We start from the raw sequence: 25,222 nt of genomic DNA on the forward strand, positions 1-25,222 counted from the left end.
CATGGCAGGAGCCATGGCACGCCTCTCCGACGCCTTCATCGACGACCTGCTCGCCCGGACGGACATTGTCGAGGTGATCGCCGCGCGCGTGCCGCTGAAGCGCCAGGGCCGCGAGTACTCGGCGCGCTGTCCGTTCCACGACGAGCGCTCGCCTTCGTTCACGGTGTCGCCGAACAAGCAGTTCTACCACTGCTTCGGCTGCGGCGCGCATGGCACCGCGATCTCGTTCCTGATGAACTACGACCGCCTCGAGTTCCTCGATGCGATCGACGAGCTGGCGCGGCGCGCGGGTATCGAAGTGCCGCGCGAAACCCGCCAGCACAACGAGAACCCCGACACCCGCGACATGTACACGGTGCTCGACGAGGCCGCGCGCTTCTACCGAGGCGCGCTGGCATCCGGCAGCGAGGCCGCGGCCTATCTCGACCGCCGCGGCGTGGACGCCTCGATCCGCGAGCAGTTCGGCATCGGCTACGCGCCAGGCGGCTTCTCCGCGCTCAAGGACGCGCTCGGTACCGACCCGCGCCGCGTCTCGCTGCTCGAGCGCACCGGCATGCTGTCGAAGAACGACCGCGGCCACGTCTACGACAAGTTCCGCGAGCGGGTGATGTTCCCGATCCACGACCGCCGTGGCCGCACCATCGCCTTCGGTGGCCGCGTGCTGAAGGCGGAGGATTCGCCCAAGTACCTCAACTCGCCCGAGACGCCGCTGTTCCACAAGGGGCGCGAACTCTACGGCCTGTGGCAGGTGCGCCAGGCCAACCAGAACATCGCGCGCCTGATCGTGGTCGAGGGCTATATGGACGTGGTGGCGCTGTTCCAGCACGGCATCACCCAGGCGGTGGCCACGCTGGGCACGGCGACCACGCCCGACCACGCCGAGCTGCTGTTCCGCAACGCGCCCGACGTCTACTTCTGCTTCGACGGCGACGCCGCCGGCCGCCGCGCCGCGACGCGCGCGATGGAATCGGTGCTGCCGCGGATGAAGGACGGCCGCCAGGCCTTCTTCCTGTTCCTGCCCGACGGCGAGGATCCGGACACGATCGTCCGCAACGAAGGCGCGCCCGGTTTCGATGCGCGCCTGGCCGATGCCACGCCGCTGTCGCAGTTCCTGTTCGACAGCCTGGCCGAGGACGGCATCAACCTGGCCACGCTCGACGGCAAGGCGCGGCTGGCCGAGCGCGCCAAGCCGATGCTCGCCCAGCTGCCCGATGGCGCCTTCGCCGACCTGATGCAGCAGCGGCTGACCGAACTGACCGGCGTGGGCGCGCGCGCATCCGCGCCGAACGTGCACGTGCCGGCCTCGCGTGCCCGCCGCGCGCCCGCGGGCAACGCACCCAGGCGCAGCATGGTGCGCGGCGCCATCACCCTGCTGCTGCAGCGCCCGCAGCTGGCGCTGGAACTGCAGCCGCCCTACCGCTTCGTGGCCCTGCGCCAGCCCGGCATCGAACTGCTGACCGAACTCGTGGCCACCGTCAGCGCGCGGCCGGACATCGGCACCGGTGCCCTGCTCGCCCACTTCGAGGGCCGCGAGGAGGCCGGCGCGCTGCAGAAGCTCGCCAGCCTCGACCTGCCCGGCGACGAGGCCGGCTGGCGCCTGGAGTTCATCGACGCCATCGGCCAGCTCGACCGCCAGACCCTGCGCCAGCGCGTCGACGAGCTGCTGGAGAAGCAGCGCGACGGCGGCCTGGACGCGGTCGACAAGGCCGAGCTGCGCGAGCTGCTGCAGGCCGGCGGGAACGCAACGGGCTGAGCGCCGCCCGGCACCTGCCGTCATTGAACCGTCATCCGGCACAGGGGTTTTCCCCAATGGCGGCGTCGGCCAACGCCGCGTAACGTCGTCGGCACGCTTACCACCGCTGTGCCAGACGCCATGTCGTTCGAAGCCAACAGCCTGATTTGTCCCCTGCCCCCGCCGCAGCCCTGGCGCGACTTCATCGGCGGCCTGCTGCGCCCAGACGCCGGCAAGGCGCCCGAACTCGATCCGGCCCTGCTCGACGCCCCGCCCGGCGAGGTCGCCTTCGATCTCGACCCGGCCAGCGTGCGCATCACCGACGAGAAGACCGGGCAGTGGAACACCACCTACGAAGCCCGCGGCGAGATGAGCGTGCGCGGCCCCGACGGCGCCGCCACCGAAGTGCCCGTGCGCTACGAGGTTTCGCTGCGCAACGAAGAGGCCTCGCCGAGGGCGATGCAGGCGGTCAACCCCTTCGACCCGTCCACCATCCCGCCGCGCACGCGCATCGAGGTGCATGGTGCGGACTATGTCGGCACCGCGCTGGAGCCGGCCTTCCGCGAACTCGCCGGCGCCAACGGCCTCGCCTCCATCGAAGACCTGCGCCTGTCGCTGGAAATGACGGAGAAGAAAGGCCTGCGCGTGATGACCGGCTCCGAGCAGCTGTTCGACGCCCCGCGCGACGGCGGCCCGGGCTCCCCCGCGCTGGAGCGCGAGGACTTCACCCGCCACACCAGCCTGCTGGCCGACCCCGCCGGCGCCGACCTGGCCCAGTACAAGCGCATGTTCCTGACCGGCCAGGTGCCCGACAACACCGTGGTGCTGGTCGAGGACGTCGAGCCGGGCGAAGTCCACGGCACCGTGACCGAAGCCGGCTCGGGCGAAGTCAACGACATCACCTGGACGCTCGACGCCGAAGGCCGCCCCACCGGCGCCGAGGCCGTGCTGACCTGGGAGCCCTCGAGCCGCGGCCGCGACTCCGACCGCATCGAGGCCAGCGCCCAGAGCAGGTTCCGCACCGACAACGACATGAAGGGCAGCGGCGACGATGTCGGCCACCTCATGGCCTACCGCTTCGCGCAGGGCCATGGCGAAGTGAACATGTTCCCGCAGTTCAGCAACTTCAACCAGGGCGCCTACGCCCGGATGGAGCAGGAGTGGAGCGACTGGCTGGGCGCGGGCATGGACGTGCGGATCGACATCGACCTGGTACGCAACGATTCGCACCGGCCGGATGAAGTCCACGTCGATTACGAAGTGGTCGATCCGGCCACCGGCAATGTCGTCTACGACCCCTCGCTGATCGCCTTCGGCAACAGCGCCGGCCAGTCCTTCGACGCCATCGCCTCGAACCGGATGCCGGACATGATCGACAGGGCCGCCGCCTGACGGCAGACTGCCCCCATGCACGCAGGCCCCGCGCTGGACCGGAACGAACTGATCGCCCGCATCGGCCGCCTGCTGGTGGCCGATCCCGCCGTGTCCGACGGCGAATGGCACGGCTATGCGTTGATCGTCCGCTACGGCGACGGCGCCATCGCACGGCGCATGACCGGCTTCCGCTACGCCGCCGACGGTGGCCACGAGGGCGCGACGCCGTCCAACGACGCACTGGGCCCCGCCTTCGACGACCTGCGCGATGCCACCCGCATTCCCGGCAAGGAACCCTGGGGCGCCTGCGTGCTGCGCCTGTGGCGCGACAGCGGCCGCATGGCGGCGGAATTCGAGTACGACACGCCGGAACAGTGGGAGATCACGCCGGCGACGCTTGCGGAAGTCGCGGGGCGGGCGCGACCGGGCGAGTAGCGGAAGCCAGAGCTTTTTTGCCACGGATTTGCGCGCACTTACACGGATAGAGCGAAGAGAAGGAAAAGGCGAAAAGCGTTTGGCCACGGATTTGCGCGGATGACGCGGATCTGGCTGAGGCAAGGTTGTAGCCGCGAATCCAATTTTGAAAGAAAACTGGTGCAGGGCGCAGTGGTCGGGCTGCGCCTCGCACTGATCCGCGTCATCCGCGCAAATCCGTGGCCAAAGAAAGCTTTTGCTCTACCCGTGTAAGTCCGCGCAAATCCGTGGCAAAAAGCTTTCAACCCACCCGCTGCAGCTCGAACAGCGGCCCCGGCTGCAGGTAGGGCAGCAGCCAGTGGTCCACCAGCAGGAACGCGAACAGCGCCATCAGGTAGACCACCGAGTAGTTGAACACCCGCATGGCGAAGAACTCGTCCGGCGGGTCCATCAGCCGCCACGCGTGCCACAGGAACACGATGCCCAGCACCAGCGCGCCGCCGAGGTAGAACAGGCCGCTCATGCCCGCCACCCAGGGCAGGATGGTCACCGCCACCAGCAGCACCGTGTACAGCAGGATCTGCCAGCGCGTGTACTGCACGCCGTGGGTCACCGGCAGCATCGGCACCAGCGCGCGCGCGTAGTCCTCGCGGCGGAAGATCGCCAGCGCCCAGAAGTGCGGCGGCGTCCACACGAAGATGATCAGCACCAGCAGCAGCGCGTGCGCCCAGTCCCATTCGTTCTTCATGCCGGTGACCGCGGCCCAGCCCAGCAGCGGCGGCGCGGCCCCGGCGATGCCGCCGATGACGATGTTCTGCGGCGTGGCGCGCTTGAGGAAGCCGGTGTAGACGACGGCGTAGCCGATCAGCGAGGCGAAGGTCAGCAGCGCCGTGATCGGGTTCACCAGCGCGATCAGGATCGTCATCGAGGCCGCGCCCAGCAACACCGCGAACGCCAGCACCTGCGCCGGCGCCAGAGTGCCGGTGGCCAGCGGGCGGTTGGCGGTGCGCACCATCATCTTGTCGATGCGCTGGTCGATGAGGTGGTTGATCGCCGCAGCCGAAGCCGCGGCCAGCCAGATGCCGATGAAGCCGGCCACCGCCTGCCGTAGCGGCGGCAGCCCCGGCACGGCCAGGAACATGCCCACCAGCGCGGTGAACACGATCAGCGCCACCACCCGCGGCTTGGTCAGCTCCCAGTACTGGTCGATATTGGCGCGCATCTCAGTCCACTCCCCGCAGGCGCGCCAGCAGCGACACCAGCACGAACACCAGCAGCGCGGCGCCGCCGTTGTGCAGCACCGCCACCGGCAGCGGCAGCGACAGCTTCACGTTGAGGATACCGAGCGTGACCTGGGCGACGGTGAGCAGCGCCAGCGCCCCGCCCCAGGTGCGCAGCCCGGGCGTGCGCAGCATGCGCACCGCGGCCCACAGCAGCGCCACGGTCGCGGCCACGGCGCCGATGCGATGCGCCATCTGGATCGCGATGCGCGCGGCGCCGTCGAGCACACCGCCCTCGTAGTCCACGCCGATGCCGCGCCAGAGCACGAAGCCTTCGCGGAAATCGGTCGGCGGCAGCCACAGGCCGGCGCACTGCGGGAAGTTCTCGATCGACCAGCTGCCGGCGCCGCAGGACAGCGCGGCGTAGTTGGCGCTGACCCAGCCACCCAGCGCGACCTGCACGCCAAGCACCGCCAGCGCAGCCCACAACAGACATCGGAGCCGGCCGGCATAGGCCAGCACGATCGGCCGGTTGGTGGCGCGCCAGGCCATCCATGTGATCAGCGAGAACGTCAGCAGGCCGCCGAGCAGGTGGGCCATCACCACCACGGGCTTGAGCAGCCAGGTCACCGTCCACATGCCGAGCAGGGCCTGGAAGATGATCACCGCCAGCGTGAGCGCGGATTCCCGGCCCAGGTCGCCCCCGCGCCAGCGCAGCGCGGCGGCAAGCAGGATGGCTTCGCCGGCCACCGCCAGCGCCGAGGCCGCGACGTGCGCCCCTGCCATGTAGGTGGGAATGGCGACGGCCACCAGGCCGGACGCGACCAGGACCTGGGCGATGCCGTGGCGACGCCGGCGCGCGGCCAGCAGGGCCATGCCGAGCACCAGCAACCCGAGGATGGCGGCGACATGGCGGTGCACCTGCTCGCGCCAGGCCTTGTGGTCTTCGAACGGCCGGATGGCGCTGGCGGCGTGGTCGACCACGTGCTGGGCGACCTTTGGCCAGGTGGCGCGGCCATAGCAGGTCGGCCAGTCGGGACAACTCAGGCCGGCGTGCGACAGGCGCACGAAGGCGCCGAACACGATCACGCCCAGCGCCAGCGCCACGGCCAGCCAGGCGATGCGGCGGAAGTGGCGGTGGATGTGGTGGACCCCGTGCTGCGGGACGTGGCGTTCAGTCATCACTTCAGTTTCAGCAGGCGCGCCAGGTCGGTGCGCAGGTGGCCGGGATCGAAGCCGGGCGCGTAGCGCAGGATGACGAAGCCGTTGGGGTCGACAACATACACCGGTGCGCCGTCGGGGCCACCCGCGTCGAGACCCGGGAACTGCACGGTGAACCCGGGAGCCGGCTCGATCACGTTCCACACACGGTTGCGCAGCGCGCCTTCGGGCGGCGTGCCGACCCAGAGGATGTGCACGTGATCGGCCCTGTGGCCGAACAGTCGCCAGACCTTGTCCAGGTCGTGGCTCAGCGACACGCAGGCGTCGGTGCAGTCCGCCGGCGGGGCAACCACGATCCGCCAGGTGCGTTCGGCGGGATTCCAGTCGTACTCACCGCCGTCGACCAGGCGCGGCACCACGTCGCGCAGGTCGCCCGGCGGATCCAGCAGCTCGCCGTGGTTCTTCATGCCGGCAGGCTGCCAGCCGGTGAAGCGCAGCGCGCCCGCGACCAGCGCGCTGCCGAAGAACACCACCACGATCAGCACCAGCAGCGTCCGGTTGCGGTTGCGCTCGCGCACGGGGATGGTCGGAGCGGGAGAAGGGTCGTTCATGTGCGGGGCCTGCGGAAAGTGAGGACCAGGGCGGTGGCGAGCACCGCGAGGGCGAGTGCGAACCACTGCACTGCGTAGCCGAAGTGGCGCTCCGGCGGCAAGGTATTGGGAAGCACGTCGAGATCGCGGGGGTAGCCGAAGCCGGCCTCCGGATCGAGCTTGAGCACGCGCGGGGCGAGTCCGGGCTGGTGCAGCGGGGCGGCCAGCGCAGCCGGATCCAGGCCGACGGCGAGCAGGGTGCCGTCGTCCTGCACCGCCATGCCGGCGGGGCCGATGCCGTGCGAGGGCGGCGGCACCAGCAGGCCCGCGACCTCGCGGTGGCCCGCCGGTCGCGCCACGTCGGGCAGCGTACGGTCACCGGGCAGCGGCAGCCAGCCCAGCTCGACCAGCAGCGGCTGGCTCCCGGACTCGGGCACGAACACGCGGTAGACCCGCACCCCGGCGCGCCCGCCACGCTGCTGGTTGTCGAGCAGCACGGCGGGAACCTCGGCGAAGTGGCCGCCACCGGCGGCCCAATCGTAGCCGCGGCCCCGGTCCGCATCGGCTGCGGCACCCAGCGCCAGTGGCGCCCGTGCGGCGATGGTGGCCGCGACCGCGTCGAGCATCGACTGCTTCTCGTGCTGGCGATCGAGCTGCCAGTTGCCGAGCGCGATGAAGCCCGCGATGACCGCAAGCGCCAGCGTCCAGCCCATCACCATGGTGCCGCGCGGACTCATCTCAGCACGCCGCGCTGGTGCCATACTGGCGCGATCGCAACGGCCCCGTGGAGGCCAACCGCATGAGTGACTCGCTCAAAACCCTGCTCATCATCGCCTTCCTGATCGTGATCGTTTGGAACCTCGGCGCCGGGCTGTACTACATGCTGGTCGACAAGGGCACCACCAAGCGCACCGTGAACGCGCTCACCCGGCGCATCGCGCTGTCCGTGATCCTGATCCTGATCGTGGTCCTGTCGATCTGGATGGGGTGGATCACGCCCCACGGCGTCCAGGGCTGATCCCTTTATCCCTGAGCGCCAAGGGCGCTCCGCGCAGACACGAAGGCCGGCAATCGCCGGCCTTCGTCATTCCATGACGGACGCCCCTGGGGGCGACCCCGGTCAGACCACGTAGACGAACAGGAACAGCATCAGCCAGACCACGTCGACGAAGTGCCAGTACCAGGCCACCGCTTCGAACGCGAAATGGTTGTCCTTGGTGAAATGCCCCTTGGCGCAGCGGAACCAGATGATCGCGAGCATGATCGTGCCCAGCGTCACGTGCGCGCCGTGGAAGCCGGTGAGCATGAAGAAGGTCGAGCCGTAGATGCCCGAGCCCATGGTCAGGTTGAGGTCGCGGTAGGCGTGGATGTATTCCTCGACCTGGAAGAACAGGAACAGGCAGCCCAGCAGCACCGTCAGCCCCAGGAACACCAGCAGCTGGCGGCGGTTGTCGGCCTTCAGCGCGTGGTGGGCGATGGTCAAGGTCACGCCCGAGGTCAGCAGGATCAGGGTGTTGAGCAGCGGCAGGCCCCAGGCCGGGATGGTCTGGAAGACACCACCGACCTCGCCCGGGCCGGCCGTCGGCCAGGCCGTGCTGTAGCCCTCCCACAGCAGGGCATTGGTCATCACGCCGTCGCCGGCGCCGCCCAGCCACGGCAGCGACAGCTGGCGCGCGTAGAACAGGGCGCCGAAGAACGCGGCGAAGAACATCACCTCGGAGAAGATGAACCACACCATCCCCATCCGGAACGAACCGTCGACCTGGCGGTTGTGGAAGCCGGAGACCGATTCCAGGATCACGTCGGCGAACCACTTGAACAGGATCAGGATCAGGCCCGCGCAGCCGACGAAGAACATCGTCCGCCCCCAGGACACCTCGTTGAACCAGCTCGCCAGCCCGAAGAAGAGGACGAACAGCGCCATCGACGCGAACAGTGGCCACTTGCTGTCGTGGGGGACGAAGTAGACATTCGGGTCTCGGTGATCGGCTTGGGCCTGGGCCATGTCGGTATCCGTTGCTGGGTCAGGGTGCCGCGTGCGGCACGGACGACGGCGCCGCGACCAGGGCGGTGGCTTGCTCGCGCTCGGTCAGGACGTCGTTCTTGAAGAAAGTGTAGGACAGGGTGATCGTCTTGACGTCGGCGGGCAGCGACGGGTCGATGATGAAGCGCACCGGCATGTCGCGGGTCTCGCCCGCGGTCAGCGTCTGCGCGGTGAAGCAGAAGCACTCGGTCTTGGCGAAGTAACCCGAGGCGCGCGCCGGCGCCACCGAGGGCGTGGCGGTGCCGACGATGGAGTGGTCACTGTCGTTGTGGGCGTAATAGGTCGTCTCGTACTGCTCGCCCACCTGCACCTGCATGCGCACCTGGTTGGGCCGGAACGACCACGGCAGCGACGAGTTCACGCCGCCGTCGAACTCCACCGTGACCATGCGCGCCTCGGCCGCCGCGCCCGACAGCGTGCTGGCGTCGACCGCGGTGTTGTCCAGGCGGATGCCGAAGACCTTCTCGCAGGCGATGCGGTACAGCGGCACCAGCGAGAAGGTGAACGCGAACGCGACCGCCGCGGCGAGCACCATCTTGCCGATGCCGGCGGTGTTGGACGCCTTGCCACTCATGACGCGAGTACTCCGGACAGGATGAAGGCGATGTAGATCGCCAGCGCCACGGCGCCCAGGATCAAGGCCATGCGCGCCGCGCGCCGCCGCTGCGCGGCGATGCGCTCGGGATCGTGCTTGTCAGGCGCGGCTGGCATCGTTGACGGGCTCGAGCTCATGGCCTTCCGGGTCCAGGTCACCGTGGGCGAGGTCGCCCGGACGGATCACCGGCGGCGTGGTGAAGGTGTGGTGCGGCGCCGGCGAAGGCAGGGTCCATTCCAGGCCACGGGCGCCTTCCCACGGGCGCGCAGGCGCCAGGGCGCCCTTCTTCAGCGAGTGGTACAGGATGCCGAACATCATGAAGGGCGTCACGAACATGCCGAAGGCGCCGATCGAGCTGATCAGGTTCCAGTCGGCGAACACCACGTTGTAGTCCGGGATGCGGCGCGGCATGCCGGCCAGGCCCAGGAAGTGCTGCGGGAAGAACAGCACGTTGACGAACACCATCGTCCACCAGAAGTGGAACTTGCCCCAGGCCTCGTTGTACATGCGGCCGGTCCACTTCGGCCACCAGTAGTAGACCGCGCCGATCAGCGCCAGCACCGAGCCGGTGACCAGCACGTAGTGGAAGTGCGCGACCACGAAGTAGGTGTCGTGGTACTGGAAGTCCGCGGGCACGATGGCGAGCATCACGCCGGAGAAGCCGCCGATCGAGAACAGGATCACGAAGGCGATCGAGAACAGCATCGGCGTCTCGAACGTGAGCGAGCCCTTCCACATGGTGCCGACCCAGTTGAAGATCTTCACGCCCGTGGGCACGGCGATCAGCATGGTCGCGTACATGAAGTAGATTTCGCCGCCCAGCGGCATGCCGGCCGTGAACATGTGGTGCGCCCACACGATGAACGACAGGAAGGCGATCGCGGCGGTGGCGTAGACCATGGCCTGGTAGCCGAACAGCGGCTTGCGGCTGAAGGTCGGGATGATCTCCGAGACCACGCCGAACGCCGGCAGGATCATGATGTAGACCTCGGGGTGCCCGAAGAACCAGAAGATGTGCTGGTACATCACCGGATCACCACCACCGGCTGCATTGAAGAAGCTCGTCCCGAAGAACTTGTCGGTGAGCAGCATCGTCACCGCGCCCGCCAGCACCGGCATCACCGCGATCAGCAGGAACGCGGTGATCAGCCAGGTCCACGGGAAGATCGGCATCTTCAGCAGGTCCACGCCCGGCGCGCGCATGTTGAGGATGGTGGCGATGACGTTGATCGCGCCCATGATCGAGCTGATGCCCATCATGTGGATGGCGAAGATCACGAACGCCATGCTGGAGCCGCCCTGCAGCGACAGCGGCGGATAGAGCGTCCAGCCGCCGGCCGGCCCGCCACCGGGCAGGAACAGCGTCATCAGCAACATCGCGAACGCGAACGGCAGGATCCAGAACGACCAGTTGTTCATGCGCGGCAGCGCCATGTCCGGCGCGCCGATCTGCAACGGGATCATCCAGTTGGCCAGGCCGACGAAGGCCGGCATCACGCCGCCGAAGATCATCACCAGCGCGTGCATCGACGTCATCTGGTTGAAGAAATGCGGGGTGACGGCCTGCAGGCCCGGCACCGCCAGCTCCCAGCGGATGACCACGCTCATCGCCGCGCCGATGATGAACATCGTGAAGCTGAAGAGCAGGTACAGCGTGCCGATGTCCTTGTGGTTCGTGGAGAAGAACCAGCGCTCGACGAAGCCCTGCTTGTGTTCGTGGTGGTCGTCGTGGACGGCGACGGTAGCGGTATCGGTGGCCATGGACGTGCCTTGCCTCTAGGTTCGTTCGATCAGCCGGCCGCGGGCGCGGCGACGGCGGAAGCGGCCTGCGCGGCCACGGGTGCTGCCTTGGCCTTCTCGGCCTGCAGCCACTGTTCGTACTCGGGGATCGGCAGCGCGCGCACCACGATCGGCATGAAGCCGTGGTCCTTGCCGCAGAGCTCGGCGCACTGGCCGCGGTAGACGCCGGGCTCGTTGATCTGGGTCCAGTGCTCGTTGACGATGCCCGGCACGGCGTCCTGCTTCCAGCCCAGCGCCGGCACCCACCAGGAGTGGATGACGTCGTCGGCGGTGATCACGAAGCGGATCTTGGTGTCCACGGGCACCACCAGCTCGTTGTCGACGTCGAGCAGGTAGTAGGGATTGGCGGCCAGGCTGGGGCGCTCGCCGCTCTGGCGGATGCGGTCGCTCTCGCGGTCCATGCGGCTGACGATGGAGACGTCTTCGCCGAGGTAGTCGTACTTCCACATCCACTGGTAGCCGGTGACCTTGACGGTCATGGCGGAATCGCGCGTGTCGTACATCGCGACCAGCTTGGTTGTGGCCGGCCAGGCCATGATCACCAGCAGGATCACCGGGATCACCGTCCACACGACTTCGGCCTTGAGGTTGTGGCTCCACTTGGCCGCCACGGCCCCCTTCGATTTGCGGAAGGCGAAGATCGCGTAGGCCATGGCGCCGAACACGATCACGCTGATGCCCACGCAGACCCACAGCACAAGCATGTGCGCGTCATAGGCGTTCTGCGACGAGGAGGTCACGCCGGGCGTCATGTTCAGCTGCCACCGCGTCGGGTCGGCGGACTGCGCCAGGGCCGCCAGGGGCACCGCGGCGACGGCCGCCAGAATCCACCGCAAGAATCGCGCCTGCATCATGCTGCAACCCCAAATGTCGTCGATCGCGGCCCGGATGGCCGCTTGCTGGAACGGTTGTGGGAGAGCCCTCCCCGTCGGCAGCTTGCCCCCTGGAAGGACCGACCGCACCCCATGCGGGGCGCTCGATCCATGTGATGGTAGCGGTCCCCCTACCGGACCGGCAAGCGCGGGCGACGCGTGGCCGCTCCCCCGGACCGCCCTTTCACCCGGTCCGACAGCTAGAATTTGCGTACCCCACTCCGTTGTGAAGACCGTGCCCGACCTCCCCCTTGGCGACCTGCTGCCGCCCGACCCGCTGCGCGCGGCCATCACCCGACACTGGCTGGCAGACGAAGCCACCCGGGTCCGGGCCCTGCTTGACGAAGCCCGCCAGCCGCCCGCCGAGGCCGCCGCCATCGCCGCCACCGCCGCCGACCTGGTGCGCCGGGTGCGCGCACGGGCGCTCGACCAGGGCGTGGTGGAGTCCTTCATGCGCCAGTACGACCTCGGCAGCGAAGAGGGCGTGCTGCTGATGTGCGTGGCCGAGGCCCTGCTGCGCATCCCGGACGCGGACACCACCGACAAACTGATCCGCGACAAGCTCGGCGAGGCCGACTGGAAGCGGCACATGGGCCAGTCGGAGTCGGTGCTGGTGAACGCCTCCACCTGGGGGCTGATGCTCACCGGCCACCTGGTCGACCTGGCCGACGACACCAAGCGCGACGTCCACGGCGCCTTCAAGCGCCTGGCCGGGCGCGTCGGCGAACCCGTGATCCGGCTGGCGGTGCGCCAGGCGATGAAGATCATGGGCCACCAGTTCGTGATGGGGCAGACCATCGGCGAGGCCCTGTCGCGCGCGCGCAAGGGCCGCAACGCCAACTACCGCTATTCCTTCGACATGCTCGGCGAGGCGGCGCTCACGCAGCAGGATGCCGACCGCTACCTCGAGGCCTATCGCAGCGCCATCGACGCCATCGGCCGCGGCGCGGGGCCCTCCGCCGACGAGATCGTCGCACCTTCGATCTCGGTCAAGCTCTCCGCCCTGCATCCGCGCTACGAGCACGCCAAGCGCGAACGGGTGCTGGCCGAGCTGGCGCCACGGCTGCTCGACCTCGCGCAGCGCGCCAAGGGCCACGGCATCGGCCTGACCGTCGACGCCGAGGAAGCCGACCGCCTGGAGCTGTCGCTGGACGTGTTCGAGGCCGCCTGGCTCGACGACTCGCTGGCCGGATGGAACGGCCTGGGCATCGTGGTGCAGGCCTACCAGAAGCGCGCGCCGTTCGTGATCGACTGGACCGCCGGCCTCGCCGGCCGAGGCGGCCGCCGGATCGCGGTGCGCCTGGTCAAGGGCGCCTACTGGGATGCCGAGATCAAGCGCGCGCAGGTCGAGGGCCAACCCGGCTACCCGGTGTTCACGCGCAAGCCCAACACCGACGTCAGCTACCTCGCCTGCGCGCGCCGCCTGCTCGACGCCGGCGAGGTGGTGTTCCCGATGTTCGCCACCCACAACGCGCAGACCATCGCCGCCGTGCACCGCCTGGCCGCCGGGCGGCCATTCGAGTTCCAGAAGCTGCACGGCATGGGCGACGACCTCTACGACGAGGTGATCCCGGCCGACCGCCTCGGCGTGCCCTGCCGCGTGTACGCGCCGGTGGGCAGCCACGAGGACCTGTTGCCCTATCTGGTGCGGCGCCTGCTCGAGAACGGCGCCAACTCCAGCTTCGTCAACCGCATCACCGACGAGGACGTCGCGATCGAGGACCTGGTCCGCGACCCGGTCGAGGTCGTGGCCGCGTTCGATCCGATCCCGCACCCCCGCATTCCGCTCCCGGCCGACATGCTCCGCAGCCAGGGCACCGACAGGACCAATTCCATGGGCATCAACCTCGCCAACGACGACGACCTGCAGAACCTGGCCGCGGCGATCGCCGCCGAGCCCACCGACTGGCAGGCCGTGCCGCTGGTCCCGGGCGCCACCAGCGCCGCCGACTGGACCGAGGTCACCAGCCCCGCCGACCGCCGCCGCCGCGTCGGCCGCTGGCAGGCCGCCGACGCCGCCACCGTGGAGCGCGCGATGGCCAACGCGGTGGCCGCACAGCCGGCCTGGGACGCGACCCCCGTCGCCAGCCGCGCCGCCCTGCTCGAGCACGCCGCCGACCTGCTGGAGCAGCGCATGCCGCGCTACATGGCGCTGTGCACGATGGAGGCCGGCAAGACCATTCCCGACGGCGTGGCCGAAGTGCGCGAAGCAGTCGATTTCCTGCGCTACTACGCCGGCCAGGCGCGCGGCATTTCCGCGCCCGAAGCCCTGCCCGGCCCGACCGGCGAAACCAACACCCTGCAGCTGGCCGGGCGCGGCGTGTTCGCCTGCATCTCGCCGTGGAACTTCCCGCTGGCGATCTTCATCGGCCAGGTCGCCGCGGCCCTGGTCACCGGCAACACCGTGCTGGCCAAGCCCGCCGAGCAGACCACCCTGGTCGGCTTCGAAGCGGTGAAGCTCCTGCACGAGGCCGGCGTTCCCGAGACAGTGCTGCAGCTCGTGCCCGGCGACGGTGCCAGCGTGGGCGCCGCGCTGACCGGCGACCCGCGCATCGCCGGCGTGGTGTTCACCGGCTCCAACGGCACCGCGCTTGCGATCAACCGCGCGCTGGCCGCGCGCGACGGCGCGATCGGCACCCTGATCGCCGAGACCGGCGGCCAGAACGCGATGATCGCCGACTCCTCGGCGCTGCCCGAGCAGCTGATCAAGGACGTGATGGCCTCGGCCTTCACCTCCGCCGGCCAGCGCTGCTCGGCCGCGCGCGTGCTGTTCGTGCAGGACGACATCGCCGACAAAGTCATCACCATGCTGGCCGGCGCGATGGCCGAGCTCAAGGTCGGCGATCCCGGCCAGCTGTCGACCGACGTCGGCCCGGTGATCGATGCCGACGCGCTGGGCATGCTCGACCGCCACGCCGAACGCATGCAGGGCGAGGCCCGGCTGATCGCGCAGGCCGCCATGGGGGACGACACGGCGCACGGCACGTTCTTCGCGCCGCGCGCGTGGGAACTGAAGTCGCTGTCGCAGCTCGACCGCGAGAACTTCGGCCCCGCGCTGCACGTGATCCGCTGGAAGGCCAGCGAGCTCGACCAGGTGATCGACGCCATCAACACCACCGGCTACGGCCTGACCCTGGGCATCCACTCGCGCATCGACGAAACCGTCGAGCTGATCGCCGCGCGGGCCCGGGTCGGCAACGTCTACGTCAACCGCAACCAGGTCGGCGCGGTGGTGGGGACGCAGCCCTTTGGCGGGCAGCGGCTGTCCGGGACCGGCCCCAAGGCCGGCGGCCCGCACTACCTGCCGCGCTTCACCACCGAGAAGGTCGTGACCATCAACACCACCGCCGCCGGTGGCAACGCCTCGCTGCTGACGCTGGGCGACTGATCCGCACAGCCAGCGGCACGAATGAAAAAGGTTCATCTCCCGACTGAGGGAATGGCGCGCCATTGATGCTCTCGGGCGCCGGGTGCCAAGGCCCTTGAGTGCTCATGTCCCCCGGCGCCGGCCTGCGGCCAGCGCCTCCTCCTTGACTTCGCTCTCAAGGGCCTTGGCACCCGGTGCGCAGCAATACGCGGTGGCCCCACGAGCAAAGCCGGTGTCCCCGCGCACCTGCAGCAACGCCGAGCCCCGTCGTGGCCGGGCGGCCTTCGCGGGGAAGTCAAGGAGGAGGCATCCGCCGCCAGGCGGATGCCGGGGGACATGAGCCGCGACGGCCTCCCGGCCGCGGCGGGGCCCTCCAGCTCACGGCGGGGCGTAGCGAAAGAAGCAGACACTCCTCGTCGGAACCGTTTCCCCGGAGATGGGAGATGAACCAAGAAAAAGCCCCGCGTGGGCGGGGCTTTTTCGTGATCGTGGAAGCGCCGGTCAGAACCGGTACTTCGCCGACACGCCGAACAGGTTGGCGTCGCCGTCGTAGGGACCGGTGATGGTGCTGCCGCCGCTGCTGAAATCGACCTTCGGGTCGTCCGGCTTCAGATGGGTGAAGGCGAAGTCCACTTCCATCGCGTCGCTGACCGCCCAGGTGGCGCCGATCGAGTACCAGCGGCGATCGTCGTCGGGCAGGCGCGGGGTGCGGTGCTCGATGCTGGTCGGGGTTTCGTCGTGGGCCACGCCGCCGCGCAGGATCCAGGCCTCGTTGAGCCTGTACTCGGCGCCGATCGACATGAACGCGGTGTCTTCCCAGCCGAAGGGCTCGACCGAATCCGGGTCGCCGTTGTCGAACTGGATGCGCACTTCCTCCAGCGACGACCAGCCGGTCTGCGTCCAGTTGGCCATCATCGCGAAGCGGTCGGTGAAGTCGTAGCGGGCGACCACGGCCAGGGTCGACGGGGTGGTCAGCTTGGCACCGACACCACCGTTGTTGAACAGCTGGGCGGTGACCGGGTTGCTGTTGAACACCGCGCGCACGTCGCCGGGCACGGCCCATTCCACGTTGCCGCGGAGCTCGTAGTCGATCTCGGACTGGTAGCTGACGCCCAGCGCCAGGCGGTCGGTCGGCCGGACGTTGACGCCGACCAGCCAGCCGAAGCCGGTGTCGTCGCCCTCGACGTCGGCATGGCCGTCACGGGCCTGCGGGACGGCGAAGGGCAGCGGGCGGGTGGCGGGATTGGAGAACAGCAGGGTGCCGAAGTCGACCGCCTTGGACAGGCTCACGTCGGCCTTGGAGTACACGGCGCCGATGCCGACCGACACGCGGTCGGTGAGGTCCAGCGCCGCCGACAGCGTCAGGTTCACGATCTGCACATCGGAGGTGTCGGCGAAGTAGCGGCCCTGCCATTCGCGCCCGTACTCGGTCTTCAGGCCGAACGGCGCGCTGACCATGGCGCCCAGCGCGACGCCGTTGTCGAGCTTGTGGATCACCGAGAACGCCGGGATCGGAGTCACGTCGCCGGCGTTGCCGCCGTTGCCGCCGGTCAGCGGGCGCCCGAGCGCGTCGGTGCCGGTGCCCTCGAAGGTGTAGCTGAGGTCGATGACCGACAGGTCGGCCTGGACCGTGGTGCCTTCGAAGTGGGCCATGGTGGCCGGATTGTTGACCACGACCGAGGCGTCGCCTTCATTGACGCCGGAGCCGGCGAATGCCGCGCCGAGGCCCTTGACGCTGTTTTCCTTGAGCTGGAAGCCCGACGCATGGACCGGGGCCAGGGCCAGCGCGCCGGCAATGCCGAGCGCAAGGGCCGAAGCCTGGAGAAGAGGGGGGGTACGCATTACTGGGGGACTCCTGACAAAGTGGCTTGCGGTAGGTGCGCCCGCGGCGGCCGGGCGGTGTGTCCCGCCCTGGTCCACGCGCCGGAAGATTCCCTCCGACCGTGACGCCGGCGCACTATACCGTGGCGGATGGTGATGCAGCGGTGTCACGCGTCACGCCCGTCACCGGTTATCTTGGCGCTCCCGGACCCTGGCCCGACCGCCACGCATGTTCGTTTCCATCCCGACGCGTTCACGTCCCGCGCTGCGCTGGGCAACGCCGCTGCTGTGCACGACCCTGTGGGCGGTCTACCTGTGGGCCAGCACGCGCCCGGAGACGATGGAGCAGGCACTGATGGCGCGCTGGGGCGCGCTCACCGGCGGCCTGGCCCCGGGCGACCTGCTGGCCTCGTGGTCCGACGGCGAGCGCGGCCTGCGCCTGCTCACCGCGCTGTTCGTGCACGCCGACTGGGCGCACCTGCTCGGCAACCTGGTGTTCCTGCTGATCTTCGGCCTGCCGGCCGAGCGCGTGATGGGACCGCTGAGGCTGCTCGCCCTGTTCATGGTGGGCGGCGCGGTCGCCAACCTGGCCACGGTGCTCGTGATCGACACCCCCGACCGCCTCGTGATCGGCGCCAGCGGCGCGGTGTCGGCGCTGATCGGCGCCTATCTCGCGCTGTTCCCCCGCGCCCATCTGGGCGTGGTGCTGCCGCTGGGCCTGTTCCTCGAGTTCGTGCGCGCGCCGGCCTCGCTGCTGATCGGGATCTGGGCCCTGCTGCAGGTGCTGTTCGCCTATATCGGCCCGGCATTCGGGGCCGTGGCGTGGTCGGCGCACGCGGTGGGCTTCGTCTTCGGCGCCCTGTTCGCCCTGCTCTCGCGGCGCGCCATCGCGCGCCGCCTGCGCCGCCAGAAGGGTTACTGAGCCCGGCTCACGGCCCGGGCTGCGGCTCTGGTTCGGGTTCCGGTTCCGGCGCCGATTGCGGCGCCGGTCGCGCCTCCGGCGGGACGCAGGAGCCGCCTTCGGCCAGCCGGCGCAGCACGGCCATGGCGGCCTTGACCGGCTCCTCGCCGGCGAGCACTTCGCCGGGACCATTGTCCTCGTCGCCATCCGCCGCGAGGTGTCCGCGCAGCGCGGCTTCGCCGAAGACGCCGACGGCTTCGCCCTTGCCGTCGATCACCACGTCGGGTTCGATGCCACGGGCCTGGATGGAGGTGCCGTCGGGCGTGTAATAACGCGCGGTGGTGAGCTTGACCGCGTCGCCGTTGTCGAGCGGCATCACCGTCTGCACGGAGCCCTTGCCGAAGGTGCGGCTGCCGACGACGCAGGCGCGACCGTTGTCGCCCAGGGCCCCGGCCAGGACTTCCGAAGCGCTGGCGGAACCGGCGTCGACCAGGACCACCACCGGCCGGCCGCCCATGCGGTCGCCCGGCGTGGCGCTGAACGCGGTATCGCCGACCTGGATGCGGCCGCGGGTGCTGACGATGCCACCGGTCTCGAGCAGGTCGTCGGCGATCTGCACCGCCGAGGTGAGCAGGCCGCCGGGGTTGCTGCGCAGGTCGATCAGCAGTCCGCGCAGGCCGGCGCCGCCGGCCTCGGCGTTGAGCCGGTCCAGGGTGTCGCCGAAGTCCGAGGCGGTGTCGACCTGGAACCCTGCGACGCGCACGTAGCCGAAGCCGGGTTCGCGGATGCTGCCGCGCACGCTGGGCGAGCGGATCACCGCGCGCGCCACGCGCAGCTCCAGCGGCTCGGCCTCGCCTTCGCGGACGATGGTGACCCCGACCTCGGTGCCCGGCGGCCCGCGCAGCGGCCCACGGCCCTCGTGGCTGTCCAGCGTCAGGGCCTCGCCGTCCACGGCGACGATCAGGTCGCCGGAGCGGATGCCGGCGCGCTGCGCCGGGCTGTCGTCCATCGGCGCGACCACGCGCATGCGGCCGTCGGGCAGCTGCATCACCTCCACGCCGATGCCTTCATAGGCGCCGGTCGTGCCCTCCTCGAACGCTTCGGCGTCGCTGCGCTGCAGGTAGGCGCTGTGCGGGTCGAGGTCCAGCAGCAGGCCGCGGATCGCCGCCTGCATCAGCTCGTGGTCATCGACCTCGTCGACGTGGCCGGCACGCACGGCGTTGAACACCAGCACGAAGCGGCTGATCTCCTCCAGCGGTACCGTGCTGGCTGGGGATGCATCGGATTCCTGACGGACCGCTTCGGCCGGGTCGACCGGAGCCTCGGGTTCGGCCGGGGCGGCATCATCCACCGGCTCCCCGGCATCCTGCGTCGCGGGCGGCGCGTCCTGCGGCGGCTCCGGCGGCACCTCCTGCGCGGCGGCGGGCAGGACCAGCAGGCTGGCGAGGGCGAGCGTCAACAGGCTGGCGCGCATGCGGAACTCCGGTCGGGACAGTGATGGGACAGCGCGCCGCGGCGCGGGTTCCGATTATGCCGCCCGAGCGCGATGGCGCGGTTCAGCGCTTCTGCAGCCAGGCGCCGGGGTCGACCGGCTTGCCTGCGCGGCGCAGCTCGAAATACAGGGCCGCACGCCCCTGGCCGCCGGAGGTGCCGACGGTGGACACGGCGTCGCCGCGGCGGACGCGGTCGCCGGGACCCTTGAGCAGGCTGTCGTTGTGCGCGTACAGGCTCATGTAGCCGTTGCCGTGGTCGATGATCAGGATCAGGCCGTAGCCGGTCATCCATTCCGCGAACACCACCGTGCCCTCGGCGACCGCGGTGACCGGGGTGCCGGCCGCGGCGGCGACCAGCACGCCCGAACTGCGGCGGCCGTCGGGCATGCGCGCGCCATAGCCGGCCAGCAGGCTGCCGGTCAGCGGCCAGGACAGGCCGCCGACCTGCACCGCCGCCGTGCGCGCCACCGCCACCCTGGGCGCGTCCGGCACCGGGCTGCCGGGGGCGGTACCGCCCGGCGTGCCGGTCTCGCGCCTTGCCGCCGCGGCGCGACGCGCCGCTTCGGCCTTTCGTTCGGCCTCGGCCTTGCGCGCCGCTTCGCGCAGGCGCGCGAGCAGGGTTTCAAGCGACTTTGCGTCCGCGCCCAGCGCCTTCTCGCGGTCGCTGCGATCCTGGTAGCGGGCGTCAAGCGCGGCAACCGCCTTGGCACGCTCGCCGCGCTCGCGTTCCAGCGCGGCGGCCTGTGCGCGCTGGCGCGCGCCGGCTTCGGCCAACGCCGCGCGTTCGTCGGCGATGGACTGCTCCATCGCCTCCAGCCCGGCGAGCTCGTTCGACAGTTCGGTGATGCGCGCGCTGCGGCCGCGCTGCAGGTAGCCGTGGTAGGCCAGGCTGCGGTTGGCGCTGGCGACGTCGTCCTGCGCCAGCAGCAGCTTCAAGGGCGCGGCGCCGCCGACGGTGTAGGCCGCGCGCAGCAGGCCCGCGAGCTCGGTGCGCTGCGCCGACATGCTCTCGGCCAGGACGTCGCGCCGCGCCTCCAGCTCCGCCAGCGCCTGCTGCTGGCGCACCAGTGCGGCCTCGGTTTCGGCCAGCTCGCGGGCGTTGCGGGCCACGCGCTCGTCGGCATCGCGCAGCGCGCGGCTGGCCTCGCCGCGCTGGCCCTCGATGCGGCGGCGCTCGCGCCCCACCTGGTTGAGTTCGCGCTTGACGTTCTCGAGCCTGCGCTGCGCGTCGCGGCTGTCCTGCGCCGCCAGCGGGCCGGCCGGAAGCAGCAGCAGCGCCAGCAGCGCCAGCAGCAGGACGAACACCGCGGCCGGTACCGGCACGCGGGAGGGGCGGCGCAGCCTGGCCGCCGGGGCGCTCACGCCAGCAGGCTGCTGCCGGTCATCTCCGCCGGCTTCGCCACGCCCAGCAGGTCGAGCATGGTCGGCGCCAGGTCGCGCAGGGCGCCACCGGCGCGCACGCGCACGCCGCTGCGATGGCCGACGTAGACCAGGTCCACCGGGCCGACGGTGTGCGAAGTATGCGGCTGGCCGGTCTCCGGGTCGCGCATCATCTCGACATTGCCGTGGTCGGCGGTGACCAGCAGCTCGCCACCCTGCGCGGCGACCGCGGCGGCAACGTCGCCCAGCGCCTTGTCCACCGCCTCGACGGCCTTGATCGCGGCCTGCAGGTCGCCGGTGTGGCCGACCATGTCGGGATTGGCGAAGTTGCAGACCACGGCGTCGAAGCGGCCGGAGTCGATCGCGGCGACCAGCTTGGCGGTGACCTCGGGGCAGCTCATCTCCGGCTGCAGGTCGTAGGTCGCGACCTGCGGGCTCGGCACCAGGATGCGCTCCTCGCCGGCGAACGGCGTCTCGCGGCCGCCGTTGAAGAAGAAGGTGACGTGGGCGTACTTCTCGGTCTCGGCGATGCGCAGCTGGGTGAGGCCGTTCGCACCCAGCACCTCGCCCAGCGTGTTGCGCAGGTCGTCGGGCGGGAACGCCAGCGGCGCCGGCAGGGTGGCGTCGTATTCGGTCAGGCAGGTGAAGCGCGCCAGCGCCGGCCGGCGCGCGTCGAAACCGTCGAACGCCGGCGACACGAAGGCGGCGCTGAGCTGGCGCGCGCGGTCGGCGCGGAAGTTCATGAACACCACGACGTCGCCGTCGCGCACCGGGCCGGCGCCGGCGATGACGGTGGGCGCCACGAACTCGTCGTTCTCGCCGCGCGCGTAGGCGGCGTCGAGCGCGGCCATGGCGTCCGGCGCGTGATGGTCGGATTGTGCTTCGGCGATCGCGTCCCAGGCCCGCTGCACCCGGTCCCAGCGCCGGTCGCGGTCCATGGCGTAATAGCGCCCGCTCACGCTGGCGATGCACGCGTTCCCCGCCGCGGCGCAGGCGTCGGCCAGTGCGCGCAGGCTGGGGGCGGCCGAGCGCGGCGGCATGTCGCGGCCGTCGGTGAAGGCATGGACGGCCACGCGCGCCACGCCCTCGCGCCTGGCCAGTTCCAGCATGGCGAACAGGTGCGCCTCGTGGCTGTGCACGCCGCCCGGGGACAGCAGGCCCATCACGTGCAGGGTGCCGCCGCCCGCGTTCGCCGCCGCGCACGCCGCGCGCAGTTCGTCGTTGTCGAAAAAGCTGCCCTCGGCGATCGCGGCGTCGATGCGCGTGAGGTCCTGGTAGACCACGCGCCCGGCGCCGATGTTCATGTGCCCGACCTCGGAGTTGCCCATCTGGCCGTCGGGCAGGCCGACGTGGGTGCCCTCGGTGTGCACCAGGGCGTGCGGATGGGCGGCGAACAGGCGGCGCCAGTTGGGGATGTCGGCCAGCGCCAGGGCGTTGTCGCGGGGATCGTCGCGGTGGCCCCAGCCGTCGAGGATCAGCAACACCACCGGCGTGCGGCGGCGGACGGAGACAGGTTCTGGCACGACGTTCGACCCTGTGACGATGGACAGATGCATTGTACCGCCGGCGGGTCCAGACTCGCCCCATGACCAGCATCCGCACCCTTTGTCTCGCCCTGGTGCTCGTTGCCTTCGCGCATGCCGGATCGGCACTGGCGGCGGAGGACATCGTGCGCACCAACGGGGCGGTCGCCACCACCGCCGGCGGCAAGTACGACCGCCTGGCGACCACCAACGGCAGCATCCGCCTGGCCGACGGCGTGACCGCCGGGCCGGCATCGACCGTCAACGGCAGCATCACCGCCGGCAACGACGTCACCGGCGAACGCCTGTCCACGGTCAACGGCAGCATCCGCATCGGCGAGCGCGCGCGCATCTCGGGCAGCGTCGAAACCGTGAACGGCAGCGTGCTGATCGATCGCGGCAGCCGGATCGGCGGCGACGTCGGCAACGTCAACGGCGCCATGGGCCTGATCGCGACCGAGGTCCTCGGGGACATCGAGATGTCCAATGGCGACCTCACCGTCGGCATCGGTTCGCACGTCCACGGCGGCGTGCGCGTGCGCAAGGCGGGCAGCAACTGGATGCCGATCCGCGTCAGCACGCGGCGCCAGCGCGTGATCATCGGCCCCGGCGCGGTGGTCGAGGGCCCGCTTGCGTTCGAGCGCGAGGTGGTGCTGTACGTGCACGACACCGCGCGCATCGGCGAAGTCACCGGCGCGGAGCCGGTGCGCTATTCAACGCCCACCGCGCCGCCCCGCGGCGAAGACTGACGCCCCCCGCGCCCCGCCCGGGCGCCGAACGCATAGAATCGGGGATTCCCCAGACGCAGGACCCGAACGAATGCGACCAACCCACCTCGTGCTCAGCCTCGCCGTCACCGCGGTGCTGGCTGCATGCAGCGGCGAGCCCGCACCCGCCAACGGCGGCACCCAGTCCACGGCCGCCACCAGCCACGCCTTCAGCCCCGAGCTGGACAAGAGCGACTTCGCCGAAATGGTGCGGACGTTGTCCTCCGACGAATTCGAGGGTCGCGCGCCCGGCTCGCCCGGCGGCGAGATGACCGTCGAGTACATCAAGGCCCAGTACGAGCGCATCGGGCTCGCGCCCGGCGGCGACGACGGCACCTTCTTCCAGACCGTGCCGATGGTCGAGACCACCGCGGACGAATCCACCGTCCTGCGCATGGACGTGGCCGGCAAGGCCGGCGAGCTGCAGTTCGGCACCGACATGGTGATCGGCACCCGCACCGGCGAGACCGAAGTCAAGGTCGCCGACAGCGACCTGGTGTTCGTCGGTTACGGCGTCGACGCGCCGGAGCTGGGCTGGAACGACTACGCCGGCATCGACGTCAAGGGCAAGACCGTGGTCATCCTGGTCAACGACCCGGGCTTCCACGCCAACGACGAGACGCTGTTCGAAGGCGAGCGCATGACCTATTACGGGCGCTGGACCTACAAGTTCGAAGAGGCCGCGCGCAAGGGCGCCGCCGCCGCGCTGATCATCCACGACACGGCCGGCGCTTCCTACGGCTGGGACGTGGTGAAGAACTCCTGGTCCGGCCCGCAGTTCGACCTGCGCGCCTCCGACGATCCGGAGCCGCGCCTGCCGGCCCAGGGCTGGCTGAGCGCCGAGGCCGCGACGCAGCTCTTTGCCGATGCCGGCCAGGACCTCGAGGCGCTGTACACCGCCGCCAACCAGCGCGGCTTCAGCGCCGTCCCGCTGGACGCGCGCGTGTCCTTCGACCTCGCCAGCAGCACCCGCGAGAGCTCGTCGCGCAACGTCATCGGCGTCCTGCGCGGCAGCGAGGCGCCGGACGAGGCCATCGTCTACATGGGCCACTGGGACCACCTCGGCAAGCACGAAGGCGAGGGCGACACGATCTACAACGGCGCCATCGACAACGCCACCGGCATCGCCGGCATCATCGAGATCGCGGAGAAGTTCCAGGCGGACGGCCAGCCGAAGCGCTCGATCGCCTTCGTCGCCGTGACCCTGGAGGAGTCCGGCCTGCTGGGCTCGAAGTACCAGGTTGCGCACCCGGCGTTCCCGCTGGAGAACACCGTGGCGGTGGTGAACCTCGACGCCATGAGCGTGGCCGGTCCGTCGCGCGACATGGTGGTGGTCGGCAAGGGCAACTCCGAGCTGGAGGACGTGCTCAAGACCTTCACCGACGCCCAGGACCGCACCATCGTGAGCGAAGGCAACCCGGCCGGCGGCTTCTTCTTCCGCTCCGACCACTTCAACTACGCCAAGGCCGGCGTGCCCGCGCTGTACGCCAAGGGCGGCGACGATCTGCTCGACGGCGGCCCGGAGGCCGGTACGGCGTATGCGAAGCACTACACCGAGGTCGCGTACCACAAGCCGGCGGACGAGTTCGATCCGTCGTGGAACCTCGACGGTGTGATCCAGGACCTCGAGGTGCTCTACGGCGTCGGCCGCACCCTGGCCGACGACGGCAGCTGGCCGAACTGGTACGAAGGCAACGCCTTCAAGGCCGCGCGTGACGACATGCGCGCGGGCAGCGGCGACTGATTGCCGGGCGGCCGGATGGCGGCAGCGCCATTCCGGTCCGGGTTTTCATGATGACGGCGCCTTCGAGGCGCCGTCATTTTTCAGGTTCATCTCCCAGGTCCGGGGAAGCGGTTCCGACGAGGAGTGTCTGCTTCCTTCGCCATGCTTCGTCGTGACCGTGAGGGGCCCCGTCGCGGCCGGGAGGCCTTCGCGGCTCATGTCCTCCGGCATCCGCCTGGCGGCGGATGCCTCCACCTTGACTTCCCCGCGAAGGCCTCCCGGCCCCGGCGGGGCTCGGCGTTGCTGCAGGTGCGCGGGGACACCGGCTTTGCTCCTGGGGCCACCGCGTATTGCTGCGCACCGGGTGCCACGGCCCTTGAGAGCGAAGTCAAGGTGGAGGCGATGGCCGCAGGCCAGCGCCGGGGGACATGAGCACTCAAGGGCC

At 70.3% G+C, this 25,222-nt stretch carries 21 protein-coding genes; 8 read left to right on the plus strand and 13 right to left on the minus strand.

Annotated elements, in window-relative coordinates; all coding sequences use genetic code 11:
- Positions 1-13: 13 nt before the first annotated feature.
- From dnaG to E2169_RS12995, 3 genes are all read left to right on the plus strand, one after another.
- The gene (gene dnaG, locus E2169_RS12985; RefSeq protein ID WP_132987042.1) at positions 14-1,753 is read left to right on the plus strand and encodes a DNA primase; all 1,740 of its coding nucleotides are present in this window, start codon (positions 14-16) and stop codon (positions 1,751-1,753) included.
- 120 nt (positions 1,754-1,873) lie between these two features.
- Positions 1,874-3,124: a DNA/RNA non-specific endonuclease gene (locus E2169_RS12990; RefSeq protein WP_132987043.1), complete on the plus strand. Its 1,251-nt coding sequence runs from the start codon at positions 1,874-1,876 to the stop codon at positions 3,122-3,124.
- A 15-nt stretch (positions 3,125-3,139) separates the two neighbouring features.
- Positions 3,140-3,541: a hypothetical protein gene (locus tag E2169_RS12995; protein WP_132987044.1), complete on the plus strand. Its 402-nt coding sequence runs from the start codon at positions 3,140-3,142 to the stop codon at positions 3,539-3,541.
- A gap of 280 nt (positions 3,542-3,821) precedes the next feature.
- Here E2169_RS12995 and cyoE read toward each other — a convergent pair whose 3' ends face one another.
- Genes cyoE through E2169_RS13015 form a run of 4 tightly spaced genes read right to left on the minus strand, consistent with a single transcriptional unit; the run spans position 3,822 to position 7,228 of the window.
- Entirely contained in the window at positions 3,822-4,742 is a 921-nt protein-coding gene (gene cyoE, locus E2169_RS13000; RefSeq protein WP_132987045.1) for a heme o synthase, read from the minus strand.
- Between the two features lies 1 nt (position 4,743).
- On the minus strand, positions 4,744-5,922 hold the full coding sequence (locus E2169_RS13005) for a COX15/CtaA family protein (protein WP_132987046.1): 1,179 nt from the start codon (positions 5,920-5,922) through the stop codon (positions 4,744-4,746).
- A complete protein-coding gene (locus E2169_RS13010; RefSeq protein WP_132987047.1) occupies positions 5,922-6,512 on the minus strand; it encodes a hypothetical protein in 591 nt (196 codons plus the stop codon). Before E2169_RS13010 ends, E2169_RS13005 begins: the two co-directional genes overlap by 1 nt.
- Positions 6,509-7,228, minus strand: coding sequence for an SURF1 family protein (locus E2169_RS13015; RefSeq protein WP_132987048.1), 720 nt, complete (start codon positions 7,226-7,228; stop codon positions 6,509-6,511). The genes E2169_RS13010 and E2169_RS13015 overlap by 4 nt, the downstream gene beginning before the upstream one ends.
- A 62-nt stretch (positions 7,229-7,290) precedes the next feature.
- On the opposite strand from E2169_RS13015, the gene E2169_RS13020 reads away from it, so the two are divergent.
- Positions 7,291-7,509: a twin transmembrane helix small protein gene (locus tag E2169_RS13020; RefSeq protein WP_132987049.1), complete on the plus strand. Its 219-nt coding sequence runs from the start codon at positions 7,291-7,293 to the stop codon at positions 7,507-7,509.
- A gap of 102 nt (positions 7,510-7,611) precedes the next feature.
- Here E2169_RS13020 and E2169_RS13025 read toward each other — a convergent pair whose 3' ends face one another.
- From E2169_RS13025 to coxB, 5 genes are read right to left on the minus strand one after another with little or no spacing between them, the layout of a single operon-like run.
- Positions 7,612-8,496, minus strand: a complete 885-nt coding sequence (locus E2169_RS13025) for a cytochrome c oxidase subunit 3 (RefSeq protein ID WP_132987050.1) — start codon at positions 8,494-8,496, stop codon at positions 7,612-7,614.
- 19 nt (positions 8,497-8,515) lie between these two features.
- Complete coding sequence (locus E2169_RS13030; RefSeq protein ID WP_132987051.1) at positions 8,516-9,109, minus strand: cytochrome c oxidase assembly protein; 594 nt, start codon at positions 9,107-9,109, stop codon at positions 8,516-8,518.
- Positions 9,106-9,246, minus strand: coding sequence for a hypothetical protein (locus E2169_RS14290; protein WP_165942426.1), 141 nt, complete (start codon positions 9,244-9,246; stop codon positions 9,106-9,108). Before E2169_RS14290 ends, E2169_RS13030 begins: the two co-directional genes overlap by 4 nt.
- Positions 9,230-10,891 (minus strand): cytochrome c oxidase subunit I, encoded by a 1,662-nt coding sequence (gene ctaD, locus E2169_RS13035; protein WP_132987052.1) that lies wholly within the window; start codon positions 10,889-10,891, stop codon positions 9,230-9,232. Before ctaD ends, E2169_RS14290 begins: the two co-directional genes overlap by 17 nt.
- 29 nt (positions 10,892-10,920) lie before the next feature.
- On the minus strand, positions 10,921-11,784 hold the full coding sequence (gene coxB / locus E2169_RS13040; protein ID WP_132987053.1) for a cytochrome c oxidase subunit II: 864 nt from the start codon (positions 11,782-11,784) through the stop codon (positions 10,921-10,923).
- A gap of 244 nt (positions 11,785-12,028) precedes the next feature.
- Between coxB and putA the strand changes: the two genes are divergently transcribed.
- The gene (gene putA / locus E2169_RS13045) at positions 12,029-15,190 is read left to right on the plus strand and encodes a bifunctional proline dehydrogenase/L-glutamate gamma-semialdehyde dehydrogenase PutA (protein ID WP_229659220.1); all 3,162 of its coding nucleotides are present in this window, start codon (positions 12,029-12,031) and stop codon (positions 15,188-15,190) included.
- A 480-nt stretch (positions 15,191-15,670) separates the two neighbouring features.
- Here putA and E2169_RS13050 read toward each other — a convergent pair whose 3' ends face one another.
- Positions 15,671-17,011, minus strand: a complete 1,341-nt coding sequence (locus E2169_RS13050; protein ID WP_132987054.1) for an OmpP1/FadL family transporter — start codon at positions 17,009-17,011, stop codon at positions 15,671-15,673.
- Positions 17,012-17,219: 208 nt separating this feature from the next.
- Between E2169_RS13050 and E2169_RS13055 the strand changes: the two genes are divergently transcribed.
- Positions 17,220-17,912 carry a rhomboid family intramembrane serine protease gene (locus E2169_RS13055; RefSeq protein ID WP_132987055.1) on the plus strand — a complete coding sequence of 231 codons (693 nt, stop codon included), beginning with the start codon at positions 17,220-17,222 and terminating at the stop codon, positions 17,910-17,912.
- Between the two features lie 7 nt (positions 17,913-17,919).
- Here the strand turns inward: E2169_RS13055 and E2169_RS13060 are convergent, their stop codons facing one another.
- From E2169_RS13060 to gpmI, 3 genes are all read right to left on the minus strand, one after another.
- The gene (locus E2169_RS13060) at positions 17,920-19,365 is read right to left on the minus strand and encodes a S41 family peptidase (RefSeq protein WP_132987056.1); all 1,446 of its coding nucleotides are present in this window, start codon (positions 19,363-19,365) and stop codon (positions 17,920-17,922) included.
- Positions 19,366-19,447: 82 nt separating this feature from the next.
- The gene (locus E2169_RS13065) at positions 19,448-20,746 is read right to left on the minus strand and encodes a murein hydrolase activator EnvC family protein (protein WP_132987057.1); all 1,299 of its coding nucleotides are present in this window, start codon (positions 20,744-20,746) and stop codon (positions 19,448-19,450) included.
- Positions 20,743-22,287 carry a 2,3-bisphosphoglycerate-independent phosphoglycerate mutase gene (gene gpmI, locus E2169_RS13070; RefSeq protein WP_229659221.1) on the minus strand — a complete coding sequence of 515 codons (1,545 nt, stop codon included), beginning with the start codon at positions 22,285-22,287 and terminating at the stop codon, positions 20,743-20,745. The genes E2169_RS13065 and gpmI overlap by 4 nt, the downstream gene beginning before the upstream one ends.
- 71 nt (positions 22,288-22,358) lie before the next feature.
- Between gpmI and E2169_RS13075 the strand changes: the two genes are divergently transcribed.
- Complete coding sequence (locus E2169_RS13075) at positions 22,359-23,036, plus strand: hypothetical protein (protein WP_165942427.1); 678 nt, start codon at positions 22,359-22,361, stop codon at positions 23,034-23,036.
- A gap of 70 nt (positions 23,037-23,106) precedes the next feature.
- Entirely contained in the window at positions 23,107-24,798 is a 1,692-nt protein-coding gene (locus tag E2169_RS13080) for a M28 family metallopeptidase (protein WP_132987060.1), read from the plus strand.
- Positions 24,799-25,222 lie beyond the last annotated feature (424 nt).

Source organism: Luteimonas terricola, assembly GCF_004352845.1.
Classification (GTDB): Bacteria; Pseudomonadota; Gammaproteobacteria; order Xanthomonadales; family Xanthomonadaceae; genus Luteimonas; species Luteimonas terricola.

Bases quoted from the DNA above. Each gene is read 5' to 3' on its own strand.
- E2169_RS13055 (WP_132987055.1), top strand. From the start codon at position 17,220: ATGTTCGTTTCCATCCCGACGCGTTCACGTCCCGCGCTGCGCTGGGCA.
- E2169_RS13005 (WP_132987046.1), bottom strand. From the start codon at position 5,922: ATGACTGAACGCCACGTCCCGCAGCACGGGGTCCACCACATCCACCGC.
- dnaG (WP_132987042.1), top strand. From the start codon at position 14: ATGGCACGCCTCTCCGACGCCTTCATCGACGACCTGCTCGCCCGGACG.
- E2169_RS13010 (WP_132987047.1), bottom strand. From the start codon at position 6,512: ATGAACGACCCTTCTCCCGCTCCGACCATCCCCGTGCGCGAGCGCAAC.
- coxB (WP_132987053.1), bottom strand. From the start codon at position 11,784: ATGATGCAGGCGCGATTCTTGCGGTGGATTCTGGCGGCCGTCGCCGCG.
- E2169_RS13030 (WP_132987051.1), bottom strand. From the start codon at position 9,109: ATGAGTGGCAAGGCGTCCAACACCGCCGGCATCGGCAAGATGGTGCTC.
- E2169_RS13020 (WP_132987049.1), top strand. From the start codon at position 7,291: ATGAGTGACTCGCTCAAAACCCTGCTCATCATCGCCTTCCTGATCGTG.
- E2169_RS13025 (WP_132987050.1), bottom strand. From the start codon at position 8,496: ATGGCCCAGGCCCAAGCCGATCACCGAGACCCGAATGTCTACTTCGTC.
- E2169_RS12995 (WP_132987044.1), top strand. From the start codon at position 3,140: ATGCACGCAGGCCCCGCGCTGGACCGGAACGAACTGATCGCCCGCATC.
- E2169_RS13050 (WP_132987054.1), bottom strand. From the start codon at position 17,011: ATGCGTACCCCCCCTCTTCTCCAGGCTTCGGCCCTTGCGCTCGGCATT.
- cyoE (WP_132987045.1), bottom strand. From the start codon at position 4,742: ATGCGCGCCAATATCGACCAGTACTGGGAGCTGACCAAGCCGCGGGTG.
- E2169_RS13015 (WP_132987048.1), bottom strand. From the start codon at position 7,228: ATGAGTCCGCGCGGCACCATGGTGATGGGCTGGACGCTGGCGCTTGCG.
- E2169_RS14290 (WP_165942426.1), bottom strand. From the start codon at position 9,246: ATGCCAGCCGCGCCTGACAAGCACGATCCCGAGCGCATCGCCGCGCAG.
- E2169_RS12990 (WP_132987043.1), top strand. From the start codon at position 1,874: ATGTCGTTCGAAGCCAACAGCCTGATTTGTCCCCTGCCCCCGCCGCAG.
- ctaD (WP_132987052.1), bottom strand. From the start codon at position 10,891: ATGGCCACCGATACCGCTACCGTCGCCGTCCACGACGACCACCACGAA.
- E2169_RS13080 (WP_132987060.1), top strand. From the start codon at position 23,107: ATGCGACCAACCCACCTCGTGCTCAGCCTCGCCGTCACCGCGGTGCTG.
- E2169_RS13060 (WP_132987056.1), bottom strand. From the start codon at position 19,365: ATGCGCGCCAGCCTGTTGACGCTCGCCCTCGCCAGCCTGCTGGTCCTG.